12 protein-coding genes are annotated in these 14,605 nt (G+C 73.9%); 9 read left to right on the top strand and 3 right to left on the bottom strand.

The window, feature by feature from the left end; genetic code table 11:
* Positions 1-2: 2 nt before the first annotated feature.
* Positions 3-3,008 carry a TIM-barrel domain-containing protein gene (locus ABZ321_RS44160; RefSeq protein ID WP_354901851.1) on the bottom strand — a complete coding sequence of 1,002 codons (3,006 nt, stop codon included), beginning with the start codon at positions 3,006-3,008 and terminating at the stop codon, positions 3-5.
* Between the two features lie 260 nt (positions 3,009-3,268).
* Here ABZ321_RS44160 and ABZ321_RS44155 point away from each other — a divergent pair, with 260 nt between their 5' ends.
* Both ABZ321_RS44155 and ABZ321_RS44150 read left to right on the top strand, forming a co-directional pair.
* The gene (locus ABZ321_RS44155; protein WP_354901850.1) at positions 3,269-4,264 is read left to right on the top strand and encodes a LacI family DNA-binding transcriptional regulator; all 996 of its coding nucleotides are present in this window, start codon (positions 3,269-3,271) and stop codon (positions 4,262-4,264) included.
* A gap of 195 nt (positions 4,265-4,459) precedes the next feature.
* Positions 4,460-4,786, top strand: coding sequence for a hypothetical protein (locus ABZ321_RS44150; protein WP_354901848.1), 327 nt, complete (start codon positions 4,460-4,462; stop codon positions 4,784-4,786).
* Positions 4,787-4,820: 34 nt separating this feature from the next.
* Here the strand turns inward: ABZ321_RS44150 and ABZ321_RS44145 are convergent, their stop codons facing one another.
* Positions 4,821-5,036: a hypothetical protein gene (locus ABZ321_RS44145; protein ID WP_354901846.1), complete on the bottom strand. Its 216-nt coding sequence runs from the start codon at positions 5,034-5,036 to the stop codon at positions 4,821-4,823.
* 126 nt (positions 5,037-5,162) lie between these two features.
* Between ABZ321_RS44145 and ABZ321_RS44140 the strand changes: the two genes are divergently transcribed.
* From ABZ321_RS44140 to ABZ321_RS44115, 6 genes are all read left to right on the top strand, one after another.
* Positions 5,163-6,392, top strand: a complete 1,230-nt coding sequence (locus tag ABZ321_RS44140) for a sensor domain-containing protein (RefSeq protein ID WP_354901844.1) — start codon at positions 5,163-5,165, stop codon at positions 6,390-6,392.
* Positions 6,380-7,039: a response regulator transcription factor gene (locus ABZ321_RS44135; RefSeq protein ID WP_354901842.1), complete on the top strand. Its 660-nt coding sequence runs from the start codon at positions 6,380-6,382 to the stop codon at positions 7,037-7,039. Before ABZ321_RS44140 ends, ABZ321_RS44135 begins: the two co-directional genes overlap by 13 nt.
* 108 nt (positions 7,040-7,147) lie before the next feature.
* Positions 7,148-7,915 carry an ABC transporter ATP-binding protein gene (locus tag ABZ321_RS44130; protein ID WP_354901840.1) on the top strand — a complete coding sequence of 256 codons (768 nt, stop codon included), beginning with the start codon at positions 7,148-7,150 and terminating at the stop codon, positions 7,913-7,915.
* A complete protein-coding gene (locus ABZ321_RS44125; RefSeq protein WP_354901838.1) occupies positions 7,912-10,386 on the top strand; it encodes an FtsX-like permease family protein in 2,475 nt (824 codons plus the stop codon). The genes ABZ321_RS44130 and ABZ321_RS44125 overlap by 4 nt, the downstream gene beginning before the upstream one ends.
* 30 nt (positions 10,387-10,416) lie before the next feature.
* Positions 10,417-11,373 (top strand): hypothetical protein, encoded by a 957-nt coding sequence (locus ABZ321_RS44120; RefSeq protein WP_354901837.1) that lies wholly within the window; start codon positions 10,417-10,419, stop codon positions 11,371-11,373.
* A gap of 115 nt (positions 11,374-11,488) precedes the next feature.
* Entirely contained in the window at positions 11,489-12,544 is a 1,056-nt protein-coding gene (locus ABZ321_RS44115; RefSeq protein ID WP_354901836.1) for a glucose 1-dehydrogenase, read from the top strand.
* Positions 12,545-12,561: 17 nt separating this feature from the next.
* On the opposite strand, the gene ABZ321_RS44110 is transcribed toward ABZ321_RS44115, so the two are convergent.
* Positions 12,562-12,885: a plasmid stabilization protein gene (locus tag ABZ321_RS44110; RefSeq protein ID WP_354901834.1), complete on the bottom strand. Its 324-nt coding sequence runs from the start codon at positions 12,883-12,885 to the stop codon at positions 12,562-12,564.
* A gap of 178 nt (positions 12,886-13,063) precedes the next feature.
* On the opposite strand from ABZ321_RS44110, the gene ABZ321_RS44105 reads away from it, so the two are divergent.
* A complete protein-coding gene (locus ABZ321_RS44105; RefSeq protein WP_354901832.1) occupies positions 13,064-14,584 on the top strand; it encodes a GGDEF domain-containing protein in 1,521 nt (506 codons plus the stop codon).
* Positions 14,585-14,605 lie beyond the last annotated feature (21 nt).

Raw genomic sequence — 14,605 nt, 5'->3', positions numbered from 1 at the left:
GCTCAGGTGATGGTGAGGCTGTCGATGTTCGCCCCGTTGGCGCCGGTCGTGGTCGCCCGGACGGTGACCTGGCTGCCGGCGGGCAGGGACGCGGTGAACGAGGTGGTGCTCCAGGCGTCCCAGGAGCCGGTCGGGTTGAACGCCAGGGCGCCGTTGACGCCGGTGCCGTTGACCGAGATCGCGAGGGGCCGGTTGGCGGTGCCGCCGTTGGCGTAGCGGAACGTCAGCGTCCTGGTGCCCGCGGCGGGCACGTTGACGGTCCACTGGACGTAGGCGCCGCTGGCCGAGGTGTCGGCGAAGTCGACGAAGCCCGTCCCGGTGTAGTCCGCGTGGCGGGTGTCGATGACGGCGCCGCTGAGCAGGGCCCGTTCCGCCGGGTAGGAGGTGCCGCCCGTGACCGCCGGGAAGGCCGCGCCGCTCGGCTCGACCGTGGCGGCCACGCCGCCGCCGGCGACGACCGGGATCGCCGCGGTGACGATCGACAGGACCTTGCGGGTGGCGTCCCACACCGTGCCGCCGCCGCTGGTGATCGCCGTCGCCTCGGTGCTGTAGGCCGGCAGGGTCGCGCCGCCGTTGACCCGCATGCCGACCGGGGCGGTCAGGCCGTGGACGCGCACGGTGTACCGGCGTGCGGTGGGTGCGCCGTCGTAGGTGCCCTGCGGGTGCCGGATCACGGTTCTCGTCGCGGCGTCGGTGTAGGTCAGGGTGGTGACGGCCCTGGCGCCGGAGACGCGGTGCGCCTCGGTGACGCCGTCGTCCTCCACCAGGTTGAAGGTGCCGTCCGCGCCGGCGTACACCTCCATCTCCAGCTGCCGCTTGTTCAGGTAGGCGGTGCTCTGCGCGTACTGGTACTTCGGCAGGATCGCGCCGGCCTTCACGAAGAGGATGATCTCGCCGGTGTGGGTGACGTAGGGCAGGTCGGACGCGTCGGTCCCGACGTGCTTGATGTCGGCCCAGAAGTTGTACCAGGTGGCGCCGGCGGGCAGCCAGACGTTCTGGGTCGCGCCGCCGTCGGACGTGACGGGCGCGACGAGCAGCGACGGCCCCCACATGTACTGCAGGTCGTGCGAGTAGGCGTTCGGCCGGTTCTGGTAGTCGATGACCATCGCCCGGGCCATCGGCATCCCGGTGGTGCTCGCCTCGTGGGCGATGCTGTAGATGTACGGCAGCAGCGTGTACCGCAGCTCGCCGTACTTGCGGAAGTCCGCCTGGATGACGGCGCTCTGGTCGAGCGGCCAGCGGGAGGCGATCGCGCCCTGCGACGTGGTGCTGGCCCCGCTGTGCGGCCGCCAGATCGGCGACAGGCTCGACCAGGCGGCCGTCCAGTTGCGGTAGAACGGCTCGGGGATCAGGCCGCCGGTCTGGCCGTGGAAGCCGCCGCCGTCGATGTTGGAGAAGGGGAAGCCGCCGATCCCGCCGGCCAGCATGCCCCGGATCTGCTGGCGCATCTCGTCGTAGGTGGAGCCGATGTCGCCGGTCCAGTAGTGGCCGTAGCGCTGCTGCCCGGCCGACGCGCCGCGGCTCCACGTCCACGGCCGCTTGGCGGTGCCGATGTGGCCGGCCGCCTGCGGGTCCCAGCCCTCCTCGCCGACGCCCTTGTGCAGGTAGAAGAAGTACGCGTTGCGCAGCTCCGACCACTTCTTGCCGCCCGCGGAGTCGGCGTTGAACGGGATCGGGCCCAGCTCGTCGGTCTCGTCGAGCCACAGCCCGTCGCCGGGGAAGTGCAGCGCCGGGTTCAGGGCCTTGGTCCAGAAGACGTTCCACACCCAGGCGCGGGTCGCGGGGTTGGTCCAGTCGGGCACCGAGCCGCTGTCGGCCACCCCGGTGAGGTCGCTGGCCTTGAAGCTGTAGCCGGGCGGCGGCCCGCCGACCCAGCCGGCCATGAGGTTGGAGTTGTTGCGGTTGTAGTCCAGCGTCATCGTGACGCCGTTCTCCGCGGCCCACGCCTGGTATCCGGCCGGGTCCGGCCACCGCGTGGGGCTGAACTCGAACCAGGAGCCGCCCCACGCGCCGGTGCCGTTGCGCCAGCGGTTGTCGTTGACGTGGTGGTCGAACGGGTAGCCGGCGTCGCGGTGCTGGGTGATCTTCGTGCGCCACCAGTTCTGGTCGCTGACGTCGGGGAAGCCCTTGTCCGACATGTGCAGCCCGAAGATGGCGATCTGCGGCAGGCGCGGCCGCCCGGTCAGCTGGGTGTAGCGGTCCAGCAGCTTCGCGAACTCCGGGCCGTTGATGAGGAAGTAGTCCATCTGCGGCCGCACGCCGGCGGTGTTGTGGTCGTCCGCGGAGAACGCGTAGTCCCTGGCGGCGCCGTTGGCGAAGGCGAACGTGGTGTCGAAGGTCGTGTTGAAGAAGACGCCGTAACCCTTGGTGGACAGGTACAGCGGCACGATCGCGGGCGCCTGGTCGGAGCGGACGGTGCCGTAGTTGTGCGACACGACGTCGCCGGTGCGGTCGACTCGGGGGGAGCGTCCGTAGAGCCCGTGCCCCGCCTTGACGAAGTGCTCGTCGGCGGGCGGCGGGACGAAGGCCTCGGTGATGACGCTGTTGTTGGTGCCGCCCCAGGTGATGCTGCGGGTCGCGTCCTCCTTCGCCAGCAGCGCCCCGGTGCCGCGGTGGTAGAACTCCAGCCGCAGCGGGTTCTTCTGCAGCACGATCCGGATGCCGTCGGCCGCGCCGGTGACGATCGTCAGGCTGGTGCTGTCATTCGTGACCGTGAGGGTGCCGCCCATGCCGGCGTGGTTGGCGGGCACCACCATCTCGTAGCGGGAGTCGGCGAAGAACGTCTCCCCGCTGCGGATCGCGCGGACCCGGACGATCTGGTTGCCGTACGCGGTGATCCGCAACCGCTGGCCCGTGGTGCTGGTGACGGTGACGCTGCGGGCGTCGGTCAGGTGGGACGCGTAGTTGCCCAGCTGCTCCCCGACGGCCGCGACGGCCCGGCCCGGTCCGGCGGCGACGGCGCCGATCGACAGCCCGGCGGCCATGCCGAGCACGTTCCTTCTCTTCATCGCATCGACTCTCCTCGACAGGTGCGGGCGAATCCGTTGCGCTTGTGGCGGTGAGGTGTGCGCAGCGGCGCGCGCGGCGAATTGGGTCTCCGGGCGGGTTGGCGGTTGGAGCGCGCCGGAAACGGTTCCCACAGTGGTCCGCCGCAGCGAGTTTTGTCAATACCTTGCAATAGACCGGTTTCGCATCGATGGCCTTCGTGCTACCGTCGACGAACTGACAAGATCTGGAACCGCTTCCAGAACGAGGTGAGGAGCTGCGGATGGCGGCGACGATCAAGGACGTCGCCCGGCTCGCCGGGGTCTCCCAGTCGTCGGTGTCCCGCGCGCTCGCCGCCCCGGACCAGGTGCGGCCCGCCACCCGGGAGCGGGTCGAGCGGGCCGTCGCGCAGCTCGGCTACGAGCCGAACCGGATCGCCCGGGGGCTGAGCACCGGGCGCACCGGCACCATCGGGTTCCTGGTGCCAGACATCGCCAACCCGCTGTTCGCCGGCATCGTCAAGGCCGCCCAGCGCCGGTCCCGGGAGTTCGGGCTCGCCGTGCTGCTGGCCGACTCCGACGAGGAACCCGCCACCGAGCTGGACCTCATCCGGACGCTGACCAAGCAGGTCGACGGCTTCGTGCTGTGCGCACCCCGCGCCGGCGACGACGAGCTGCGCTCCGTCTGCGGCGACCTGCCGGTGGTGCTGCTCAACCGCCGGGTGGGCCAGCTGCCGTCCATCATCTTCGACAACGCCGACGGCATCCGCCAGGCGCTCGCCCACCTCGCCGCCCTCGGCCACCGGCGGGTCGCCTACGTCGCCGGCCCCCGCACCTCATGGGTCAACCGCGAGCGACTGCGCGCCTTCCGTGCTGTGGCGGCCGGCCTCGGCCTCGAGGGGGTCGAGGCCGGCAACGTCTCACCCGACTTCGAGGGCGGCGTCGCCGTCGCCGACCTGGTCCTGGCCGCCGGCGTCACCGCGGTCATCGCCTACAACGACATGATCGGCCTCGGTCTCGCCAGCCGCTTCGGCGCCCGGGGGGTGACCGCGCCCGGTGACGTGAGCATCATCGGCTTCGACGACATCCCGGCCTCGGCCCTGGTCACGCCCGCCCTGACCACCGTCAGCCAGCCGAAGGACCAGTGCGGCCGGGCCGGCATCGACCTGCTCGCCGACCTGCTCAACGACCGCGACCGCCCCGGCGGCACCCGCACGTCCCTGCCGGCCCGGCTGATCGTCCGCGCCTCCACCGGCCCGGCCCCCGCCACCGTGCGCTGAGCGACCGTGCGCTGAGCGACCGGGCGCCGGACGGCCGCGTGTCGGGCGGTGGGTGGGTACACGTGCCCGACCGGTGGACAGGACGGCTGCAACCGAACCGCTACCGTTTCGCACCGGAGCCGACGGGCGGCTGTGGCGGATCGCCGCGTCCCCGCAGCCGCCCGTCCCCGTCCCCCCTTGATGGAGAAATACCTCGTGCTTCGTCGCATCACGGCGCCCCGGCAGCAGCGGGACACCGGCTCCACGGTCAACGAGATGCTCGTTGCGGCCGTCGTGGTCGCCGCGCTCGGCGCGATCGCCGTCACCTCGGTCGGCGACCTCACCGGCAACAGCAGGTCGACCGCCTGCGAGGCCGACAAGCGGGCCGTCGAGATCGCCTATCAGGCGTACGTCGCCGACGAGAACGCGAAGCCGGCGGCGGTCGGCGACCTGGTGACGGCCGGCTACCTGAACGAGGAGCCGCCCGCCGCCAACGGCATCACGCTCGACGCCGCCGGCACGGTCACCGCGACCGCCTGCTGAGGGCCAGCGCCCGCCGAGCGTGAGGGCCGGCAGGTCACCGGGCGCGGTGGCGGTAGTGGTGAACGACGAGGGCGGTCGCGCAGGCGAGGGTGACCAGCCCGAAGACAGCGCCCACGAACGGGTTGGCGCCGATGCCGGACATGGCGGCGTTGGTGGCGGCGCTGAGGACCAGCACCAGCCACAGGACGGGGCGGAGCATGCCGCGGCGCTCAGGCGCGTCGGCGGCTTCGATGCGGTAACGGTCAGTCATGCCGGCAACGCTATGCAGCCGGGTGCCCGCCGGCGATCCAGCCAGCGCGCCGGTGCAGGTACAGCAGGCTGTACTTTCCGGGCCGCGAGCGGCCGGCCGTCCCGCTCGTCGCCTATCGTCTCTGCCGTGCGGCAGTACATTCGGGACCGGGTGCGCACGTCCGTCGACGCGCTCGAACGCGTCGTCGGCGGGCTCGGCACGGCGACCATCGCGCTCGGCGCGTTCCTGTCGCTGTTCGTCACGGCGGTCGCGTCGCTGGCCGGCATCGGCCTGGTGGCCGTCCCGTCGGCATTGAAGGCGGCCCGGTGGGCGGCGGACCGGGAGCGGGCGCGACTGTCGCGATGGGACGCCGTCCTGCCGTCGCCGCCGCCGGTGCCGGCCGGCTGGCGCGACGCCGTGCGCGACCCGTGGGTCCGGCGGGATGCCGCGTTCGTCGCCGTCCACGGCACGGGCGGGTTCGCGCTGGGGATGATCGGGCTCGCGCTGCCGCTGTCGGCCGTGCAGTACCTGCTGTTCCCGCTGTACTACTGGGCGCTGCCGCCGGACGTGGGCGGCCCCGGCTACGTCACCTGGCGCATCGACGGGCTGCCCGACGCGCTCGCCGTCGCGCTCATGGGTGCCGGCTGGCTCGCCGTGTCCGTCGCGCTCGGCCCCCGGATCGCCCGCTGGCAGGCGGCGCCGGGGCGGCGGTGGCTTCCGCCGCCGCGGGACGTGGACATGTCGCTGCGGATCGCCGAGCTCACCGCCACCCGCGCGGCCGCCCTCGACGCGCACGCCGTCGAGCTGCGCCGCATCGAACGGTCGCTGCACGACGGGGCGCAGAACCGGCTCGTCGCGGTCACCGTGCTGCTCGGCGCCGCCCGGCGGGCCCTCGCCCGCGATCCGGCACTGGCGGCGGAGGTACTGGACCGCGCCCACGACGCCGCCGAGCTGGCGCTCGCGGAGCTGCGGACCGTCGTGCGCGGGATCCTGCCGCCGGTGCTCGACGACCGCGGACTCGCCGGCGCGCTCGACGGCCTGGCCGCCGGCTGCGGCGTGCCGTGCACCGTCGAGGTGGACGTGCCGGGGCGGTGCGCGGCGTCGGTCGAGGCGACGGCGTACTTCGTGGTCGCCGAGGCGTTGACCAACGTCGCCCGGCACAGCGGCGCCGGTACCGTGGCCGTCACCGTGACGAGAAGGACCGACCGGCTGCACGTGACGGTGACCGACGACGGCCACGGCGGCGCCGATGAGGGCCGTGGCTCCGGGATCGGCGGCATCCGTCGGCGGGTCGAGGCCCACGACGGCCGGTTCACCCTGACCAGCCCACCCGGTGGGCCGACGACGATACATGTGGAGCTGCCGTGCGGATCGTGATCGCCGAGGACGACGCCCTGCTGCGGGAAGGCCTGGCCCTGCTGCTGCGGGCCGAGCAGCTCGACGTGCTCGCCGTCACCGGCGCGCCGGACACGTTCCTGGCCGCGGTGGACGAGCACCGGCCCGACGTCGCGATCGTCGACGTCCGCATGCCGCCGACCCACACCGACGAGGGCATCGTGGCCGCCGTCGAGGCGCGGCGCCGCCAGCCGGGCCTCGCGGTGCTGGTGCTGTCGGCGTACGTGGAGCAGGCGTTCGCCACCGACCTGCTCGCCGGGGGAGCGGCCCGGCTCGGCTACCTGCTCAAGGAGCGGGTCGGCCGGGTCGAGGAGTTCCTCGAGGCGCTGCACCGCGTCGCCGGCGGGGGCACCGCGATCGACCCGGAGGTGGTCAGCCAGCTCTTCGCCCGCACCCGCCCCGACAGCACGCTGAGCCTGCTCAGCCCGCGGGAGCGCGACGTGCTCGCCCTGATGGCCGAAGGCCTCGGCAACACGGCGATCGCGGAGCGGCTGTTCGTCACCGAAGGGGCAGTGCACAAGCACATCCGCAGCATCTTCGCCAAGCTCGGCCTCGCGCCCGACGACCGCGCCGACCGGCGGGTCACGGCGGTCCTGCGGCACCTGGAGGACACCCGGCGCCTAGGGTGAGCGCAGGGTTAGCACAGCGTGAGCGCGGGAGTAAGTACAGCCTGCTGTACCACGGTCCGCCAGCACGCTGGATCGATCATGGCAGGGTGCCGCCATAGCGTCGTCGGCATGGACATGAACGTTGAACAGGACGCCGGCGCGGCGGTCCGCGTCGAGCAGCTGACCCGCACGTACGGCACCGGACCGCAGGCGGTCACCGCGCTCGCCGGCGTGGACGTGCGGTTCGACCGCGGCACGTTCACGGCGGTGATGGGGCCGTCCGGCTCCGGCAAGAGCACGCTGCTGCAGACCGCGGCCGGCCTGGACCGGGCCACGTCCGGCCGGGTGTGGATCGGCGGCACCGAGCTGTCCGGCCTGTCGGAGACGAAACTGACGAAGCTGCGCCGCGACCGGATCGGCTTCGTGTTCCAGGCGTTCAACCTCGTCAACGCGCTGACGGTGCAGGAGAACATCGTGCTGCCGCTGCGCCTGTCGGGCGGGCGGCCCGACCAGCCGTGGCTGCACCACGTGGTCGACCGGGTCGGGCTGCGGGAACGCCTGCACCACCGGCCGTCCGCGCTGTCCGGCGGGCAGCAGCAGCGGGTCGCGATCGCCCGGGCCCTCGCCACCCGCCCCGAGGTGATCTTCTGCGACGAGCCGACCGGCGCGCTGGACACCGAGACCGCGGCGGACGTGCTGAGCCTGCTGCGCGCCGTCGTCGACGAGCACCGGCAGACGGTCGTGATGGTGACGCACGACCCGGTGGCCGCCTCGTACGCCGACCGGGTCCTGGTCCTCGCCGACGGCCGGATCGTGCGCGACCTGCCGCAGCCGGGCGTGGAGCGCATCGCCGAGCAGCTCGCGTCGCTGGGCCGCCGCCGGGCGGTGGCGGCATGACCGCGCTCGCATTGAAGATGCTGCGGCACCGGACGGGTTCGGCGGTCGCCTCGCTCGTCGCCCTCGCCGCGGGCGTCATGATCCTCATGGCCATGGGCGCGCTGGTCGAGTCCGGGCTGCGGTACAGGCCGGAGCCGATCCAATACGCCGCGGCCGACGTGGTGGTCGCGCACCGCGACATCACCATCAGCGCCAAGGACCTCGACGGTGAGGTCGTCCGGTCGACGGTACGGCTCCCCGAAGGCGGTACCGTCCCGGCGGACCTGGTCGAGCGGATCCGCGGGCTCGCCGGGGTCGCCACGGTCGCGGCCGACGACCCTGTGCCGGTCGGGTTGCCCGATGTCACCGGGCACGGCTGGGCCAGTGCCGCACTGACACCGTTCCGGCTCGTCGCCGGAGTCCCGCCGGCCGCGGCGGACCAGATCGCGGTCGACCGGCGGCTCGGGATGGCGCCCGGCCAGCAGATGAACCTGGTCGTCGGCGGCGCCGCACGGACGTACCGGGTCAGCGGCGTCGTCGACGGGCCGGCACCCGCGGTCTTCTTCACCGACGCGCATGCCGCGACCCTGTCGCCGCACCCCGGCCGGGTCGCCGCCATCGGGATCGTCGCGCAACCCGGCACCGACAAGGCCGCCCTCGCGGCGGCGGTACGCGGGCTCGCGGCCGAAGCGGACGCGAAGGTCTACACCGGCGCGGACCGCGGCCTGGCCGAGGGCTCCGCCGACCTCGACGCACGGGACCTGCTGATCCAGGCCGGCGGCGCGTTCGGCGGGTACGTCGTGCTGCTGATCGGGTTCGTCGTCGCCGCCACCGTCGGGCTGTCGGTGCGGCACCGCCGACGCGACCTCGCACTGCTGCGCGCCGTCGCCGCGACCCCCGGCCAGGTCCGCCGGATGATCATGGCCGAGGCGGCCGCGGTGGGTCTCGCCGCCGTCGCGATCGGCGTCCCCGCAGGCCTGCTCGCGACCCGCTGGGTGCGCGGCCAGCTCGTGGGCCGCGGCTTCGTCCCCGCGACGTTCCCGATCGCCGACGGCCTGCTCGCGACCGTCGCGGCCGCCGGCGTCACCACGCTCGTCGCGGTGCTGTCCGCGCTGATCGCCGCCCGCCGCGTCACCGCGATCCGCCCCGTCGAGGCCCTCGGCGAGCTGGCGGTCGAGCCGGCTCGCGGCGGTAAGGCGCGCCTCGTCTGCGGGCTTGTCGCGCTGGCCGGCGCGGGCTCCTCAGGCGCGTTCACGCTCGGCGCCGGCGGGCAGGCGGCGCTCGCCGCCGCGGTCGGCATGCTGTACCTGTTCGTGACCGCGGTCGGCCTCCTTGCGCCGTGGATCAACCGGGCCGCCGCCCAGGCGCTGGCGCCGGTGCTGCGCGCGGTGTGGGGGACCAGCGGATACCTGGCGACCGCCAACCTGAAGGCGAACGCGCGCGGCACGGCCGCCGTGCTCACCGCGCTGGTGCTGTCCGTCGGGCTCGGCGGATCCGTGTGGTTCCTGCAGGACAACCTCGAACGGCAGACCCTCGCCCAGCGCCGCGACGGCCTGCGCGCCTCGCAGGCCCTGGTCTCCCCGGCCGGGCTGCCCGTCGGCGCCGCCGACGACGCGCGGAAGCTTCCCGGCGTCCGGGCCGCCACGTCGGTACGGCGCACGTCCGTCATCGTGAAGTTCCTCGACGGCGCGGAGACGGTCGGTGCTCAGGCGGTCTCCGGGCCGGACCTGACCGCCACGATGGACCTGCGGGTGCGCCAGGGCGACCTGTCCGCGCTGTCCGCCGGTACCGTGGCCGCATCGTCGATCAGAGCATCGACCCACGGCTGGGAGATCGGCGACACGGTCCCGCTGTGGCTCGGCGACGGCACACCCGTGCGGCTCACCCTCGTCGCCGTCTATGAGCGCGGCCTCGGCTTCGGCGACATCACCCTGGCGCGCGACACGGTCGCCGGCCACACCGCCCGCGACGTCGACGACGAGGTCCTCATCAGCACGTCGGGCCCGGCGGACCTGTCGGCGCTCACGGCCCGGCACCCCGGCAGCACGCTCGTCGCCACCAGCGGCCAGACCCGGCAGCTCGCCGCCGACCTCGCCGTCAGCGCCTGGCTCAACAGGCTGCTCGTCGGCGTCATGGTCGGCTACGCCGCCCTCGCGGCCGCCAACACGATGGTCATCGCGGCCCTCGCCCGCCGCCGCGAGCTCGCCGTGCTCCGCCTCGCCGGCGTCACCCGCGGCCAGGCGAAGCGGATGGTCCACGCCGAACAGGCCGGCCTCCTCGGCGTCGCGGTCCTCATGGGTTCGGCGATCGCCCTGGCCACCCTGACCATGGTGGTGCACGCGGTGACCGGCGAACCGCTGCCCTACGTGCCGCCCCTCGGCTGGGCCACCGTCATCGCCGGCACGGCGCTGCTCGCCCTGCTCACCACCGTGCTGCCGATCGGCCGCCTGCTGCGCGTCCCGCCGATGGAGCACATGGGCGTGAAGGAGTGAGCGCCCGCCGGAGTCCGTACGATGCGTCGGGTGCGGACGTGGGACTTCGGCGCCCTGCGGACGGCCACCGTCGGCGGCGTGGCCGTCGTCGCGGGCATGTTCAGCACGGTCGACCAGGCCACGGCCTGCACGCTGCACGAGGCGGACACGGGCCGGCTGCTCGGCGGGTGGCCGATGCCCTACGACTGGTGCTTCTCCCGCCCCGACACGAACCTGTCGACGTTCGCGGCGGACGGCGAGGCGTACTCGATCGTCCGCGGCCGCGGCTACGACTGCATCGTGCACCGGCTCACCGTCGACGGCCCGGAGCCGGTCGGCCGGTTCGAACCGGACGGCGACGGCGTCTACACCGTGGCGGCGGCCGTGGTGTCCGGGCGGCCGGCGGTGCTCAGCAGCGACTGGCGGCGCGTCCACTACCACGACCTGCGCACCGGCGAGGCGCTCCGGGCGCCGTGGAGCGCGCCGGACGGCTGGCGGGTGGACGAGCTCGTCGCGGTGGCCGGCGGGGCGTACACCTGGCTGGAGCCCGACGACGACTCGCCGCGGACCGACTGGCGCGGCTGGCTGTGGGACGCGATCGGCGGCCGGCCGGTCGGGCCGCCCGTGTTTGTGCGCGGCTACCGCTGGGGCCCGTGGGCCCTCGGCCGGCGGCCGGCGCTGCTGGTGAAGACCGACTGGCGGGAGTACCGGGTCCTCGACCTGGCCCTGCGCCGCCCGGCCGGCCCGGCGCTGCCTGAGGCCGTGCAGGAACTGAGCGCGCCCGCGGTCGGCGTCCTGCACGGCCGTGCGGTCCTGGCCGCCGCGACGGGACACGCGCTCACGGTGTGGGACCTGCTCACCGGCGCGGCCCGGCACGTCGTCGCCCTGCCCGATGTACCGCTCGCGGTGGCCGTCGCCGCCGACCGGCTGTACGTCGCCGACCCCGAAGGCGAGATCAGCGCACACCCGGTGCCGCCGCGGGCGCTGCACCCGCTCGCACCCCGGTAGCAACCGGCGGCGCGGCCGTCCGTACATGGATGCATCGCGCACTGGGTATGCGGCACACGGGCCGCGCGTGCCCGCCACCGTCATCAGCCGGATCGACCATGGAGGTGTGCGCCGGATGCGTGCCCTGACCGTCATCCCGCGGCAACGGCAGTCCCTCGCCGTGACCGACGTCCCCGACCCGGAGCCGGGCGACGGCGAGCTGCTCGTCGAGGGGCTGGCCGTCGGGGTGTGCGGCACCGACAAGGAGATCGCCCACGGCGACTACGGCTCGGCGCCGCCGGACCGGCAGCGGCTGGTGATCGGGCACGAGTCCCTGGGCCGAGTTCGGCACGCCCCGTCCGGCAGCGGGTTCGCGCCCGGCGACCTGGTGGTCGGCGTCGTGCGCCGCCCGGACCCGGTGCCGTGCGGTGCGTGCGCGCACGGGCAGTTCGACATGTGCCGCAACGGCCGGTACACCGAACGCGGCATCAAGGAGCTCGACGGCTACGCCAGCCAGGCCTGGGCCGTGGAGCCCGGCTACGCGGTGAAGCTCGACCCGGGCCTGGCCGGCGTGGGCATGCTGCTGGAGCCGGCGAGCGTCGTGGCGAAGGCGTGGGACGAGATCGAGAAGATCGGTGCCCGCGCCTGGTTCGAGCCGAAGACCGTGCTGGTCACCGGGGCCGGGCCGATCGGCCTGCTGGCCGCGCTGCTCGGCGTGCGGCGGGGGCTCGACGTGCACGTGCTGGACCGCGTCACCACCGGTCCGAAGCCGGGCCTGGTCCGCGACCTCGGCGCCGTGTACCACCACGAGCCGATCGGCACCGTAATGTCGGGTGTGCGCCCCGACGTGGTCGTCGAGGCGACCGGCATCGGGTCGGTGGTGTTCGGCGCGCTGGCGGGCACCGCACCGTACGGGATCGTCTGCCTCACCGGCGTCTCGTCGGCCGGTCGCCGCGTCACCGTGGACGCCGGCGACCTCAACCGGGAGCTCGTCCTGGACAACGACGTGGTCGTCGGCTCGGTGAACGCCAACCTCGGCCACTACGCCACGGCCGCGGACGCGCTGGCCGAGGCCGACCGGGACTGGCTCGGCCGGCTGATCACCCGCCGGGTGCCGCTGGAGCGGGCCTCGGAGGCGTTCACCGCCACCGACGAGGACGTCAAGGTCGTCATCACCCTCGACGGCCGATGAGCACGGGCCGGTGCCGTTCAGTGGGACAGCGCCTTCTCCAGGTCGGCCTTGCTCATGGCGGAGCGCCCCTTGATGTTGCGCTGCCTGGCCTCGTTGTACAGCTGCTCCTTCGTACGTCCCTGAGCGCCCGAGTGCGAGCGCTTCCCGCCGCGATGCCCGGACGACACGTCGTTGATCGAGGAGCGGCCGGCCGTCCGGGACTCTCCCGCGCGGGCCCGCTCCTTGTTGACCGTCCGCGCGGCGATCTCCTCGGCGACGTCCGTTGACCTGCCGCGCCGTTTCACGCTTTCCTTGATGTGCTCGTACTGCCGTTCGCGCTTGGCATTGGAACCGGCTGGCATCTGCTCCTCCTGGGATTGCGCAGGACCTCTCGCCGGTACTGGTTCCCATCCACGCGGCGGGTAAGCGCGCCGCACCGCCGGTACCCTGGCCGACCGGGCGTGCGGGGATTGTTCAAGTCGGCCCGGACGGTGCCGATGTCTGCCGACGACCAGCTGGCGGGGGCGAGGAGGGTTGAGGATGCGGCTGTCTCGCGGGGTCGGCGCGTTGCTGCCGGCCGGTGCGGTGCTGGCGGTGCTGGCGGTGCTCGCCGGGCTGCTGCTGCCGCCGGACGCCTCCCGGCCGGTGACGGTCCTGGCCGACCTCGGGCTGCTCGGTGCGCTGACGTTCGTGGTGCACCACACGTCGCGCGTCCCCGGGGTGCCGCCCGCGGCCGCCCGGTTCTGGGTCAGCCTGGCGCGGGCGCTGCTGGTGTACGCGATCGGCATGGCCGTGGACCTCGCCGCGCTGCTGACGACCTCGGTCAGCGGGCGGTCCGTGTCGATGTACGGCGCGCAACTGGTCTATCCAGTCGCCGGCGTGTTCACCATGTACGCCGTGTTCCGCTACCCGACCGTCACCCACAGCCGGTCGCAGAAGCTGCGCGTCGGCCTCGACGCCGGCATCGTGCTCGTCGGCACCGCCGCATTCATCTGGTACTTCACGGTCAGCAGCCACTGGGCCCCGGACCTCGGCTGGCTGTCGCTGTCGGAGACCCTGGCCCTGCCGGTGACGGTGCTCGTCGCCGGGTTCGGCGTGCTCCGCGTCGCGCTCGTCGGCGCCGGCCTGCTCACCCGCCCGACCCTGGCCTGCTACGCCGCCTGCATCACGCTGTCGGGCGTCGCCACCACGCTGCCCGTCGGGCAGGAGGAAGCGCCGATCGCCCCGACCGTCCTGCTGCTGCTGGCGCAGCTGTCCTCGCTGACCGGGGCGGTGCTGCAGCACCAGGCGAGCGTCGCCGGCACCGTGCCGCCCCTGGCCCGCCGCGACCGGCCGTTCACCGTCCTGCCGTACGGCGCCTCCGCCGCCGCGTTCGGGCTGCTGGTCGCCGTCGTCGGCCCCGGGCTGGACTGGCGCCGCGGGGGAGTCCTGGCCGGCACCGGCGTCCTGCTGGTCCTGGTCGCGACCCGCCAGCTGGCGGCCCTGCACGAGAACAACCGGCTGCTCACGCAGAACAGGGCGCTCACCGAGCAACTGCGGCACCAGGCGTGGCACGACGAGCTGACCGGCCTGGCGAACCGGGCCTCGTTCAGCCGCCACGTGGACGAGGCGATCGAGCGGTTCACCGCGACCGGCGACGACACCGCGCTGCTGCTCATCGACCTGGACGGGTTCAAGGCGGTGAACGACACCTTCGGGCACGTGGTCGGGGACCAGCTGCTGTGCGACGTCGCCGGCCGGCTGACCCGCGAGGCCGGCGACGACGCGGTCGTCTGCCGTCTCGGCGGCGACGAGTTCGTCGTGCTCACCGGCCAGACCGGCGGGCGCGCCGCAGGCCTCGCCAGCCGGCTGGTGCAGGCCGTCGCCGTCCACGCCGTCATCGGCGGCAACCCGGTCCGGGTCGGCGCGAGCATCGGCATCGCCGCTGTCAGCGACGCCCCGGGCGGCGCCGCCGACCTGCTCCGCCGCGCCGACACGGCCATGTACGCGGTCAAGTCCGCCGGCAAGAACAGCTGGCGCCTCAGCGACACCCCCGCGCCCGCGCCCGCGCCGGTGAGCTGACGGCCCGTCCCGCCCGGGCTG

The organism is Dactylosporangium sp. NPDC006015 (assembly GCF_040614215.1).
Classification (GTDB): Bacteria; Actinomycetota; Actinomycetes; order Mycobacteriales; family Micromonosporaceae; genus Dactylosporangium; species Dactylosporangium maewongense.
Note: the sequence above shows the minus strand (reverse complement) of the source record. Positions and strands in the feature narration are given on the sequence as shown.

Bases quoted from the DNA above. Each gene is read 5' to 3' on its own strand.
- ABZ321_RS44115 (WP_354901836.1), top strand. From the start codon at position 11,489: ATGCGTGCCCTGACCGTCATCCCGCGGCAACGGCAGTCCCTCGCCGTG.
- ABZ321_RS44145 (WP_354901846.1), bottom strand. From the start codon at position 5,036: ATGACTGACCGTTACCGCATCGAAGCCGCCGACGCGCCTGAGCGCCGC.
- ABZ321_RS44155 (WP_354901850.1), top strand. From the start codon at position 3,269: ATGGCGGCGACGATCAAGGACGTCGCCCGGCTCGCCGGGGTCTCCCAG.
- ABZ321_RS44130 (WP_354901840.1), top strand. From the start codon at position 7,148: ATGGACATGAACGTTGAACAGGACGCCGGCGCGGCGGTCCGCGTCGAG.
- ABZ321_RS44110 (WP_354901834.1), bottom strand. From the start codon at position 12,885: ATGCCAGCCGGTTCCAATGCCAAGCGCGAACGGCAGTACGAGCACATC.
- ABZ321_RS44105 (WP_354901832.1), top strand. From the start codon at position 13,064: ATGCGGCTGTCTCGCGGGGTCGGCGCGTTGCTGCCGGCCGGTGCGGTG.
- ABZ321_RS44125 (WP_354901838.1), top strand. From the start codon at position 7,912: ATGACCGCGCTCGCATTGAAGATGCTGCGGCACCGGACGGGTTCGGCG.
- ABZ321_RS44160 (WP_354901851.1), bottom strand. From the start codon at position 3,008: ATGAAGAGAAGGAACGTGCTCGGCATGGCCGCCGGGCTGTCGATCGGC.